This window comes from Shewanella sp. K8, from assembly GCF_028823715.1.
GTDB lineage: Bacteria > Pseudomonadota > Gammaproteobacteria > Enterobacterales > Shewanellaceae > Shewanella > Shewanella algae.
The window spans coordinates 88057-100084 of the sequence record NZ_JAPEHY010000001.1 but is presented as its reverse complement, the minus strand read 5'-3'; the positions used below and the strand labels follow the sequence as shown (position 1 = coordinate 100084).

Below are 12028 nucleotides of genomic sequence, written 5' to 3'. Positions count from 1 at the left end.
TTGTTCAGTCACGATTTTTGTCCTTCATCCAATGGCTGATCACTTCGGCGACTCTGGCGGGTTCTTCCGTTGCCAGCAGTCCCAGGTGCTGCATTTTCACCGTCAGGGGCGAGCCGGGCGGTGGCAGATTCGACTGCGGCAAGGCCTTGCTGTCCTCAGCCTGCAATGCCAGCTGAGGCGGCTCAATGGCTTGTGTCAGGGGCTCGGCTTCCAGTGCCATTTCAGCGGCTTTGTCACCGGCCTTGTTGCCAGAGTGTCTTGAGCCTGAATCACCGCGGGTCAGGTGCTGAACCAGGGGGCGCAACACGAACAGAATAAGCAGTAAGGCCAATAGAGTGCCTATGCCATATTTCAGGTATTCACGCAGATGCTCGTTCTGCCACCAGGGCAAAGCTTCTATCACGGGCTTTTCCGGCACCACGAAGTCAAAACTGTTGATATTGATCTGATCGCCACGAGCCTCGGAAAAACCTATGGCGTCTTTAACCATGTCGCTTATCTGCTGCAACTGCTGCGGTTGCCAGCCTTCTTTGCCTGCCGCCTGTTGGTTCAACAGGATGGCTACCGACAGCCCTTCCAGCTGCATCTGTTGGAATTTGGTGTGCCGCACCGAGCGCCCAACTTCGTATGAGCGGGTTTCCTGTTGCCGCAGACTGCTTTCCTGATTGTCCTCTTTCTTGCCCTTCTTGCCGGACACAGGCTTGTTGCTCAGAGCGCCGGGGATCCCCAAGGCCAGGTTGCCGTTGGTTTGGTCTTTGTTGAGCGTTTCCTGAGTCATCACAGGATTGGGATCCACAGACTCGCGGGTTTCCTCTATCTGGTTAAAGTTCACCCTGGCGACCAGCTGCACCTGATAATTGTCCCGCCCCAGAATCGGATTCAACATGGATTCGGCGCGGGCGATCAGGTTGTTTTCCAGCTCATGGGTATACTTGAGCTGCTTGCTGCGGGATTGGCTGATGTCCTGGCCGGAGGCCATATCGGCATTCAGGTAGTTGCCGGCCTGGTCGACTATCTGCACCTGTGCCGGGGTCATGCCGGTAATGCTGCCGGAAACCAGGTTGGCAATAGCGCTGACCTGTGACTCATCCAAACGCGCCCCGGAATAGAGTTCCAACAACACGGAAGCGGTCGGCTTTTCCGGCTCGGCACGGATGAACAGGGTTCGCTTGGGAATCGCCAGATGCACTCTGGCATAACGTACGGCTTCGAGCGCCATTATGGTGCGCGCCAGTTCCCCTTCCAAACCATGAAGATAGCGAGCATGCTCCATAAACTGGCTGGTACCTATGGGCGCCTTGGCCAGGTTTTCCAGTCCTTCCGGCAGTTGGGCTTGTACTCCTTTGGCCGCCAGCAGGAGCCGCGCCGAACTCAACTTGTTTTCCGCCACCAGGATCTGTCCCGAATTGGCTTCCAGGCGATAGTCAATGCCTTCACCCTCAAGCACTTCAATGATCTGGCTGCTGTCGACCTTTTCCTTGAGGCCGTACAAGGGCCGATATCCCTGGCTGCCACTCCAGAGGAACAACACCAGTACACAGGCCACTGCCGAGGCCAGTATGGCCAGCAACAGCATTTGGTTTACATGGGATAGCTTCCCCTTGATCGCTTCCAGCATGGGCTTCTGTCCGGCGGCAGACGGTTTTGCCGGTAGAGCTAAACTCGTTGACATCTATTGTCCTTAAATGGGCATTTTCATAACATCATCAAAGGCTTGAACAAGGCGATTACGCACCTGCATCAAGGCCGAAAACGACAGACTGGCCTTTTGAGACGCCACCATGGCGCCCACCAGATCATCGCTCCTGCCGCTGTCGACCGCTTGGGTCAGCATTGATGATGTCAGCTGATCTTGATTGATCTCCTGCAGCTTCTGCTTCATCAGGCTGCCAAAGGAGACGACTTGGGGAGTGTGACCATCGATGGAAGGCATGATTGCGCCCTGGGCAATCTCCTTGTGGATGGCCAGTGTTTGCTGGATATTGTTAAAACCGGCGGAAATACTATTGTTGCTCATTGCTGCCATTCTCTGTTGTCAGCCATTCAGGCGGCCTTGGCCTTGGCTAAAAGGCTGTCGATATCTATGCCCGCGTCCCGCATCTGTACCAGCTTGTAGCGCAGTGCCCGGGTGGTCATTCCCAAAGCATCAGCACTGCGACTGCGGTGACCGCCAAAACGCTTCAAAATCTCAATGACATATTGGAACTCTGCATGTTTTTTGGAGGCTTTAAGCCCATTGGAAGGTTCCGGAATGGAATTTACACTTGCAATATTTTCCGGCAGCCTGATGCCTAAATCGACAACCTGTAAAATAGTGCCATGACGCATAACCAATGCCCGCTGAATGACATTTTCCAGCTCTCTGACATTACCAGGCCAGTTATAATTAATTAGCGCATTTTTAGCCGCATCGCTTAAATAACATTCTTGACCATTGGTCAAATAGCCATAAAGCTGAATAAAATGTTCCGCAAGCGGAATAATATCTTCCGCCCTTTCCCTAAGGGGTTTTAATTCCAGTGTCAACACATCCAAACGATAATAAAGATCTTCCCGGAATCGGCCTTGAGATACAGCTTCTTTTAAATTTTTGTTGGTAGCTGCAATAACGCGTATGTTCAAAGGAATGATTTTATGACCGCCGACTCTTTCGACTTCTCTCTCCTGCAATACCCGCAAGAGTTTTGCCTGCAAAGATAAAGGCAGTTCCGCTATTTCATCCAACAACAGAGTGCCACCTTCTGCCAACTCGAATTTGCCCGGTTGATCTGCGCTGGCCCCGGTAAAGGCACCTTTAACATGGCCAAATAGTACCGACTCGAGTATCTGCTCAGGAATGGCGGCGCAGTTCACCGCCACGAAGGGCTGCTCTCTGCGACTGGAATGGCGATGAATGAAATGGGCCAGCGGCTCTTTGCCGGTACCACTCTCGCCGGTGAGCAAAACTGTGGTATCCGCCTTGGCGGTTCTGTGGGCCAGCATCAACAGCTGCCGACTCAGGGGAGAAGCCACCACCAATTCGCTGTCTTCCTGCTCCATCTGCCGCAGGCGAAACAGCAGCTTGATCAGTTGGCTTTCATCCAGGGGCAGCAGCAGGTAGTCCTGAGCCCCGGCCTGCATGGCCTTGACCGCCAGCTCAGTCTGCTCAGGTTGCAGCAACGCCACCAAATTGTGGGCCCGCTGTCGATGCAGACGTCCGGCTACCTGCTCGGGGCTGCAGGCAGAAACATCGACCAGCGCCAGCCAGCTGCTGATCCCTTCAATGATATTAAACCCTTCCTGTTCCATGAGCTGGGCTGTCTGAGTACTGACCAGCCCCTTGCAGCCAACCACGCTGTAGTTTTTCAAGACTCTATCCTCATACCGCTTTGACCAGTCGAATCCGTACTCTACGATTCACTTCGGACTGTTCCTTGGAATAGGGCTGACGATTGCCATGATGTCTGGCTTCTATCATCTGCCGTTTCACCCCCAGCTCCACCAGAGCCGCCACCACGTTTTCCACTCTGTCTTTGCTCAATACCAGATCCGCCAGCCTGGAGCTGCCGTCGTCTGCGTGACCATCGATCAGGATTTTTTTGATGTTGCGATCCACCACCACATAACGGGCCACAGCTTGAATATCGGCCTGCATGGACGAATCCATTCCAGCGATTCCTGAGGGGTAAAAAATAGATAAATCATGAACATAGTCATAATCTTGTGGGAGCAGTTGTTGGCGGCACTGGCGCAAGGGTTGTAACTGGCTTCGGGCACTGAGGGTATCGACCTCAAGCAGGAATCCATCACTTTGTCCAAGTTCAAATGTCCAGCGCCATCCCTGCTCCAGCCCCTTGATAAAGACGCCCAGTTCCCCGCTTCTCAGGCTGGCCTTTCCTGTTTGCCATTGCATCTGCCGGCTCTGCACCTTGCCCGGAAATCCCTCGCCCCATGCCGGATAGCCAACGCTGGCGTTTACGCTGTGGGCTTGATTGAGCCAGGAGGAGATCAGGGACAAGTTGGAATGTTGCCCTGGCAGTAGTTCCAGCTGCAGTAAGCCGGCTCCGGCAACAGCAACGCTGAGCCGGCAACCAAAGGGGCTGCTACTCAGTTGCCAGGCATCATCGTCCGCGGCCACTCTGTAGGTCACCGTCTGCGTGATGGGTTCTGCGAAACTGATAGCGCTGAACAGCAAGAAACACAGGGCTAGGGTCAAAGGCTTCAACACAGTAAATTCCAGTTAGTGAAGGATAAATAGATGGAATAATTACAATGTAAATTCCTTTGTTATTACCCTTAATTTCAGCGATGAATTCGAATTGAACTAAATATACTCAAAGCACCTAAAACCCAGAGGTAGGCGCTATTTTAATCGCTATTAATATAGCCAATTCGATTAACCTTAAAACAGTTAAAAATCTCTTAGAATATTAAACAATCACTTTTCTATCGAGAAAATTGACGGCGAAAATAGCTCATACAAATGTATCCTGTCAAATTACAAAGCGCTTTTTTTGATTAACATCAATGTGTCAATTTTTTGTCTTAGAACCATTTTTTGACACTGAATAAATACACACTTTTCAGCTTGTATGATGCCCAGACTTTGATAATATTCTGCCCCCTACGTCTAATATGTCATTGGTTATTTTTTATCAAAAAATTAACTTATTTTGTAGCTGTATTGTTGCGAACGGCGACTGCGCGGTAATGGTTTAATGAAAATAACTGCACGGTAATAATGGAATGAAGATAACTGCACGGGCAGAGCTAATAAAATCAGATCAGACTCATGATTGTAGGCCGATTGCTCTAATTCGAGAAAAATTAGCCCGTAGTCGTTTATTCGGACAGTTGGATAACTGTAATCAAGGATTATTACAAGCGCTAAATCAAATACTCAAACCATTGACAAGACAGGGACTTCCGGCATTGATTCGTACCGAATTAACGCCCGGTGAAACTCTGCTGAAAAGTTGTAATAAACATCATTGGTTTGCCTTTAAATATCAACGCAAGCTATTGGGTTTATTGCGAATTGATCGCTGTACCCTCGAACAGCTGGCCAGCAGCTACTATGGCGGTCAATCCGGCAAGCTGTACTCGCCGCTGGGAGCGCCGACTCAGTCGGAATTTCGCTTGGGGCTCAAACTGATGCAGGCGGTGCTGGCAAGCATGCCCTTTGATCCCATCAAGCCGGACGAACTGCAGATAGAACTGTCCGGTGCCGAGACTGAATACAGGGTCGCGGCCCTTTGGTCGATGAGCTTTCCGAACAGCCATTACACCAGTCCTATGTTGTTTGCCATGACAGACGAACTGCTGGGACGTATCGGTCAGGCTGCCCCCCAATATCAACAAGCCGACAATCTCGAACAGGCACTGGAACAACAGCTGACCCAGATCCCGGTCAAGCTCAAGCTGGAGCTGGGCTGGCAACCCATGCCGGTACAGGCTCTGGCCGAACTGCAGCCCGGGGAAATCATTCCACTGAATCTGCATCAACGCTGCCCGATTTCACTGGGAGGGCTGACCTTGTTCTACGGCTCGGTACACAGCCACCAAGGCAAGTTGGTCGCTCGCCTGAATCAAGATGCTTTCCAACAAAATGAGGATGATCAAAGTGGATGGACAAACATCGCTGAGTGATGATTTTTTACTCGACAATGAACTGCTCGAAGAGCCGTTGACCTCGGTACAGGTAAAGCCCTCCCGGGATATGAGCTTCTTCAAGCAGTTGCCTGTGCAGGTCACTCTGGAACTGGCCAGTACTGAGATGACACTCGGCGAACTCACCCATATGGGACAGGGGGATGTTATCGCCCTGGATCGCATGGTGGGTGAGCCTTTGGATATCCGGGTCAATGGCGCCCTGCTCGGACGCGGCGAAGTGGTTGAAGTCAATGGTCGTTACGGTGTGCGGCTGCTGGAGGTCGTTGCCAGTGGCGCAACCTTGGTCAAAGAATAGCGGCCTATTCCTGCTCGTTTTATTGCTGCTGTCACTGCTGGCCCTTCCTGTGTCTGCCGCCGATGGCATGACACTCTTCACCCTGGACGACGGCCAACAGGCACAAAAGGTCAACATCAAGCTGGAAATTCTGGCGATGATGACAGTGATGAGCCTGTTACCCGCCATGCTGCTGATGATGACCAGTTTCACCCGTATCATCATAGTACTGGTAATTTTGCGTCAGGCGTTGGGTTTGCAACAGAGCCCGCCCAACAAAGTATTGATAGGTATCGCCCTGGTACTCAGCATGTTTATCATGCAACCCGTGGGCAAGGAGATCTATCAAAAGGCCTACCTTCCCTATGATCAGGGGCAGATAGAGCTGCCGCAGGCGATTGCGATTGCCGAGCAGCCGCTGAGGCATTTTATGCTGGCGCAAACCCGGGAAACCGACCTGGAGCAGATGCTGAAAATCGCCCAGGAACCCTTGACCCTGACCCAGGAGCAGATCCCCTTCTTTGTGATCCTGCCGGCCTATGTGCTGTCGGAGCTGAAAACCGCCTTTCAGATTGGTTTCCTGCTGTATCTGCCCTTTTTGGTGATAGATCTCGTGGTGGCCAGCGTGTTGATGTCCATGGGGATGATGATGCTGTCGCCGCTGATTATCTCCTTGCCATTCAAGTTGTTAATCTTCGTATTGGCCGATGGCTGGTCTATGACTGTCAGCACCCTGACGGCCAGCTTCGGATAGCGCCATGGAGCTGAGTGAACTGACAAGCTTCTTCTCCGATGCCATCTACCTTGCGGTATTGATGGTATTGGTGTTGATCAGCCCGGGCCTGTTGCTGGGTCTGTTGATCGCCATCTTTCAGGCCGCCACTCAGGTCAATGAGCAGACCCTGAGCTTTCTGCCCAAGTTGGTACTGACTCTGCTAATGGTGCTGTTCGCCGGCCAGTGGCTGGTGCAGAAGCTGCTCGATCTGTTCAACCAGCTGTTCCTCTCTATCCCCCATGTGATTGGCTAAAATGCTGAGCCTGACGACAGACTATCTGCAGCAACTGCTCGGCTCTTTCTGGTGGCCTTTCAGTCGTCTTCTGGGGGCTTTTCTGGTGATGCCTTTCCTCGGCCATATCCATGTCCCCGTATTGATTAGAGTATTGTTGGCACTGCTGCTGGCGGCGCTGATCATTCCGATACTACCGGCGGTTCCCGTCCTCGACGCACTCTCATTCAGGGCAGTATTGCTGGCGCTGGAGCAACTGCTGCTGGGCATGATGCTGGGGCTGTTTCTCAGCCTGATGCTACATATCCTCAGCCTGCTGAGTACCATTTTGTCGATGCAGATGGGGCTCTCCATGGCGCTGGCCAACGACCCCGGCAGCAGCAGTAGCCAACCTCTGCTGGGGCAGATGCTGGTAATGTACGGCACCCTGCTGTTTCTGGCGTTGGACGGGCACTTGGTTGCCATCGGCATCATAGTGGACAGCTTCCGCCTCTGGCCCATAGGCAACGGCTTGTTCGACCTGCCCTTGATGCAGCTGATCGGCCAGTTTGGCTGGATGTTTGCCGCCGCCTTGATGCTGGCGCTGCCGGCGGTGATGGCGATGTTGGTGGTCAACCTGACATTTGGGGTGCTCAGCCGCTCGGCGCCCTCTTTGAATATCTTTGCCCTGGGTTTTCCCATGACCATGATCATGGGGCTTGTCTGTGTCCTGCTGTCGTTCTCGACCCTGCCGGACAGGTACAGCGACTTTTGCCTCGACGCCCTGTTTGCCATGCATCAGTTTTTGGGAGGGAGCCAATGAGTCAATCCTCCTCCCAGGATAAGACTGAAAAGGCCAGCAGTCACAAGCTGCGCAAGGCCAGAGAGAAAGGCCAAACCCCGCGCTCGAAGGATCTCGGCGCCTGTGTGCTGATGATTGCCGGTTCCCTGCTGCTGAGCAACAGCGGCGATTGGCTGGCGCAGCAGCTGATGCAACAGACTGAGCTGCATATGCTGGTCAGCCGCGAAAACCTGGATACCCCGGGAATGATGCAGAGTCACCTGGCCGCTGCGCTGCTGGGGATACTCGAGCTGCTGGGACCGCTGTTTCTGATGATACTGCTGCTGGCCGCTATTGTGGGCGGCTTGCCAGGCGGCCATGTCTTCAACCTAGGCAATGCGGGCTTCAAGTGGAGCCGTATCGCCCCCTTGAGCGGCCTCAAGCGCATGTGTGGCACTCGCTCCCTGGTGGAACTGGGGAAATCTTGCCTGAAAGTCAGCTTGCTTATCGGGATCATGCTGCTGTTTTTAAAGCATGATTTTGATCACTTGCTCTACCTGAGTCAGCAGGATCTGCTGCAGGGTGCCAGCACAGGGCTGCAACTGCTAAGTGACTACATCCTCTATCTGGGACTGGGAATGCTGGTGATCGCCCTGGTCGATGTGCCCTACCAACTCTGGCAGCACTACAAAGAGCTGAGGATGAGTAAGCAGGAGGTCAAGGATGAACATAAACAGATGGAGGGTAAGCCGGAAATCAAGGCCAGAATACGCCAACTGCAACAACAGTTTGCCCGTTCCCGCGCTTCGGTCGCCGTACCTCAGGCCGATGTATTGATGGTCAACCCCAGCCACTATGCCGTGGCACTCAAGTATGACCCGGCCAGGGCCGAGGCCCCCTTCGTTCTCTGTAAGGGCCGCGATGAAGTCGCCCTCTATATGCAACAGATTGCCAAGCAGCACGGCGTCGAAATCCTCAGGATCCCGCCGTTGACCCGCGCCATCTTCCACTCGACGGCAGTGGAGCAACAGATCCCCGCGGCGCTGTTCAAGGCCGTGGCCCATGTACTCAATTACGTCTTGCAGATCCAGGCGGCCCGGGCCGGACGCAAACCCATGCCGGCACCGCTGCCGGAATTTCATATTCCACCCCACTTGCGACATGACTAAAGGATAACCCAATGAACTGGCTGCGATTACTTACCGCCAATAAGTCCCATGCCATGGTGCCATTGCTGCTGCTGACCCTGATGGCGATGATCATTCTGCCGCTGCCGCCTTGGCTGCTGGATGTGATGTTCACCTTCAACATAGTGCTGGCCATCATGGTGTTGCTGGTGAGTGTGTCGATTCGGCGGCCGCTGGACTTTTCCATTTTCCCAACCCTCTTATTGCTGGCGACCCTGCTGCGACTCACGCTGAATGTGGCATCGACCCGGGTGGTGCTGATCCGCGGCCATGAAGGCGGCGATGCCGCCGGTAAGGTGATCCAGGCGTTCGGTGAAGTGGTGATCGGCGGCAACTATGTGGTTGGCGCCGTGGTGTTCCTGATCCTGATGATTATCAACTTTGTGGTGATCACCAAGGGTGGCGAGCGGATCTCCGAAGTGTCGGCCCGCTTTACCCTGGATGCGCTTCCCGGCAAGCAGATGGCGATAGATGCCGATCTCAATGCCGGTTTGCTGACCCAGGATCAGGCGCGGGAGCGGCGTAAAGAAGTCGCCGCGGAAGCTGACTTTTACGGCTCTATGGACGGTGCTTCCAAGTTTGTTCGCGGCGATGCCATTGCCGGCTTGTTGATCCTGGCAATCAACATCATAGGCGGTATCTGTATCGGCATCTTTATGCATGATCTCAGCGGCACAGAGGCGTTCAAGACCTATGCACTCTTGACCATAGGTGACGGCCTGGTGGCGCAGATCCCATCGCTGCTGCTGGCAACTGCTGCGGCGATTGTGGTCACCCGGGTTTCAGATGCCGAAGAGATGCCGGCCCAGTTCAACGAACAACTGCTGGCCAATCCCAAAACCCTGGCGACCGCGGCGCTGGTGATGTTGATCATGGGGCTGGTACCCGGCATGCCCACTTGGGTATTCCTCAGTGCCGCGTTGTTGCTGGGTTTTGTCGCCTACAAACAGTACCGCACCAAGCCGGTAATCATGCCACCGCCACAGGCCAAACAGGCCGGCGAAGCCCTGAGCGAACCTCAAGCGCCCAGCTGGGACAGCCTGCCCTATGTCGATGCGATAGAGGTCAAGCTGGGTTATCGCCTGGTGTCTCTGGTGGAAAAAGAGCGCGGCGCCGAACTGATGAAACGCCTGACCGGAATTCGCCGCACTCTGTCGGAACAGGCGGGCTATCTGCTGCCGGAAGTCAGGGTCAGGGATAACCTGGCGCTGAGCCCCACTCACTACCAAATCAGCATAATGGGTACCTTGGTGGCCACGGCAGAACTGGACCCAGAGCGACTGCTGGCGATTCGCAGCAGCAATGTTTTTGGTGAGCTGGACGGCATCATCACCCGGGATCCTGCCTATAACATGGAGGCGGTCTGGATAGAGCAGGAAAAGAAAGCCAATGCGCTGAACCTGGGCTATTCCGTCGTGGACAACGCCACAGTGATCGCCACCCATGTCGCCAAGTTGCTGCGGGAGCGAATGGCCGAGCTATTGCAGCACGATGATGTGATTTCACTCAATGAACGACTGGCGCGCCAGGCCCCCAAGCTGGCCGAGTCACTGAGCCAGGCGCTGTCGCCGATTCAACAGCTCAAGGTGTACCGGCTACTGCTCAGGGAACAGGTTTCTTTGCGGGATATTTTGACCATAGGCACCACACTGCTGGATTGCAGTGAAAACAGCAAAGATCCCGTGCTGTTGGCGGCAGATGTTCGCTGCGCGCTAAGGCAGGCGATAGTACAGGCCATCTGTGGAGATGCGCCTCAGCTCAAGGTGATGACCCTGACCCCAGAGCTTGAGCGACAACTGATGAGTGCCCTGAGTACCGCTCAACAGCAAGGCAGCGTGTCACTGGATGGTTTCCCTGTGGATCCGCAGTTGCTGGCGCAGCTACAGCAAAAAATGCCCCAGCTGTTGGCCGAGGCCAAGGCCGCCGGACATCACCCTATCCTACTGGTGCCTCCTCAGTTGCGCCCGCTGCTGGGCCGTTATGCTCTGGCCTTTTCAAGAGGTCTTAATGTGTTGTCTTACAATGAGATTTCTGAAAACAAAGACATTATGGTCGCCGGTCAGTTGGGATGAACGGGCATTATCGGCATGGAGTAAATCGTTGTAATTCACCTTAAACTTATACTAAAGTCCTACGAGAAATGATTGCGGGAAGATTAAGGTAATGCGAAGACTTACCAGCTCAATAATATTGCTGTGCTGCTGTCTGCCGGTTTGGGCGGCGCAAAAATTACCGGCCAGGGCCGAGCTGCAACAGCTGGCCTCGGCCAGCGCCATGCTAGTGGATCTGGAAACCGGCGAGGTCCTCTATGAGGACAACCCACAGCAGGTACAGCCCATAGCCTCGATAACCAAGTTGATGACGGCGCTGGTGACACTGGATGCCAAGTTGCCGCTCAACGAGCGGATTGCCGTGGATGTCAGTCAGGCCGATATCATGCAAAACGTGGTGTCCCGTATCCGTATCGGCAGTGAGTTGAAACGCAAAGAAGCACTGGCGCTGGCGTTGATGTCTTCGGAAAATCGCGCCGCCGCGACCCTGGCACATCACTACCCCGGCGGCTACCAGGCCTTTATCAAAGCGATGAATGCCAAGGCGGCAGAACTGGGGATGACTGACAGCCGCTTTGTCGAACCCACAGGGCTGTCGGAGCAGAATGTCTCCAGCGCCAGAGACCTGGTCAAACTGCTGCGTGAAGCCAGGAAATACCCTCTGATCGGCGAACTGAGTTCGGCCCCCAACCGTAGCGTCATGTTTCGTAAGCCAAGATATAACCTGGCGTTTTACAACACCAATCGCCTGGTGAACAAGAAAAACTGGCAGATCCACCTCACCAAGACGGGTTATACCGATGACGCCGGCCACTGTCTGGTTATGCTCACCAAAATGGCCAAGCGCGAAGTCGCCTTTGTGGTACTGGATGCCTTCGGCAAGCTGACCCATTTGGCCGATGCCGGCCGCCTGAAGAAGTGGCTGGAAACCGGCAAAGTCAGTCCGGTTCCCCAAGAAGCACTGGACTATAAACAGCAAAAGCAAACAGAACGTCAGGCCTTGGCCGCCACCCGTTAATATTCGGCAAACAGCGGTGACTCAGCGCAGGTTTTCACGCTTGCGTAGCCGCATCCACAACAAGTTTTGTTATCATCCC

Annotated in this window: 12 protein-coding genes; 8 read left to right on the top strand and 4 right to left on the bottom strand. The window is 54.0% G+C overall.

Annotated features, from left to right (window positions below; genetic code table 11):
- Window positions 1-4 precede the first annotated feature (4 nt).
- From fliF to ON072_RS00405, 4 genes are all read right to left on the bottom strand, one after another.
- Window positions 5-1672: a flagellar basal-body MS-ring/collar protein FliF gene (gene fliF, locus ON072_RS00420; protein WP_025009128.1), complete on the bottom strand. Its 1668-nt coding sequence runs from the start codon at window positions 1670-1672 to the stop codon at window positions 5-7.
- Between the two features lie 9 nt (window positions 1673-1681).
- On the bottom strand, window positions 1682-2017 hold the full coding sequence (gene fliE / locus ON072_RS00415; protein WP_025009127.1) for a flagellar hook-basal body complex protein FliE: 336 nt from the start codon (window positions 2015-2017) through the stop codon (window positions 1682-1684).
- A 26-nt stretch (window positions 2018-2043) separates the two neighbouring features.
- Window positions 2044-3288 carry a sigma-54 dependent transcriptional regulator gene (locus ON072_RS00410; RefSeq protein WP_044736033.1) on the bottom strand — a complete coding sequence of 415 codons (1245 nt, stop codon included), beginning with the start codon at window positions 3286-3288 and terminating at the stop codon, window positions 2044-2046.
- 70 nt (window positions 3289-3358) lie between these two features.
- Window positions 3359-4207 (bottom strand): MotY family protein, encoded by an 849-nt coding sequence (locus ON072_RS00405; protein ID WP_274625898.1) that lies wholly within the window; start codon window positions 4205-4207, stop codon window positions 3359-3361.
- 704 nt (window positions 4208-4911) lie between these two features.
- Here ON072_RS00405 and ON072_RS00400 point away from each other — a divergent pair.
- From ON072_RS00400 to pbpG, 8 genes are all read left to right on the top strand, one after another.
- On the top strand, window positions 4912-5628 hold the full coding sequence (locus ON072_RS00400) for a flagellar motor switch protein FliM (protein ID WP_181316372.1): 717 nt from the start codon (window positions 4912-4914) through the stop codon (window positions 5626-5628).
- Complete coding sequence (gene fliN, locus ON072_RS00395) at window positions 5594-5947, top strand: flagellar motor switch protein FliN (protein WP_028780412.1); 354 nt, start codon at window positions 5594-5596, stop codon at window positions 5945-5947. The genes ON072_RS00400 and fliN overlap by 35 nt, the downstream gene beginning before the upstream one ends.
- Complete coding sequence (gene fliP, locus ON072_RS00390) at window positions 5922-6680, top strand: flagellar type III secretion system pore protein FliP (RefSeq protein WP_044735534.1); 759 nt, start codon at window positions 5922-5924, stop codon at window positions 6678-6680. The genes fliN and fliP overlap by 26 nt, the downstream gene beginning before the upstream one ends.
- Window positions 6681-6684: 4 nt before the next feature.
- A complete protein-coding gene (locus tag ON072_RS00385; RefSeq protein WP_025009122.1) occupies window positions 6685-6954 on the top strand; it encodes a flagellar biosynthetic protein FliQ in 270 nt (89 codons plus the stop codon).
- A 1-nt stretch (window position 6955) separates the two neighbouring features.
- Complete coding sequence (fliR, locus tag ON072_RS00380; protein ID WP_044735535.1) at window positions 6956-7735, top strand: flagellar biosynthetic protein FliR; 780 nt, start codon at window positions 6956-6958, stop codon at window positions 7733-7735.
- The gene (gene flhB, locus ON072_RS00375; RefSeq protein ID WP_025009120.1) at window positions 7732-8862 is read left to right on the top strand and encodes a flagellar biosynthesis protein FlhB; all 1131 of its coding nucleotides are present in this window, start codon (window positions 7732-7734) and stop codon (window positions 8860-8862) included. Before fliR ends, flhB begins: the two co-directional genes overlap by 4 nt.
- A gap of 11 nt (window positions 8863-8873) precedes the next feature.
- Window positions 8874-10952, top strand: a complete 2079-nt coding sequence (gene flhA, locus ON072_RS00370) for a flagellar biosynthesis protein FlhA (RefSeq protein ID WP_144224101.1) — start codon at window positions 8874-8876, stop codon at window positions 10950-10952.
- Between the two features lie 91 nt (window positions 10953-11043).
- On the top strand, window positions 11044-11949 hold the full coding sequence (gene pbpG, locus ON072_RS00365) for a D-alanyl-D-alanine endopeptidase (RefSeq protein ID WP_274625897.1): 906 nt from the start codon (window positions 11044-11046) through the stop codon (window positions 11947-11949).
- Window positions 11950-12028 lie beyond the last annotated feature (79 nt).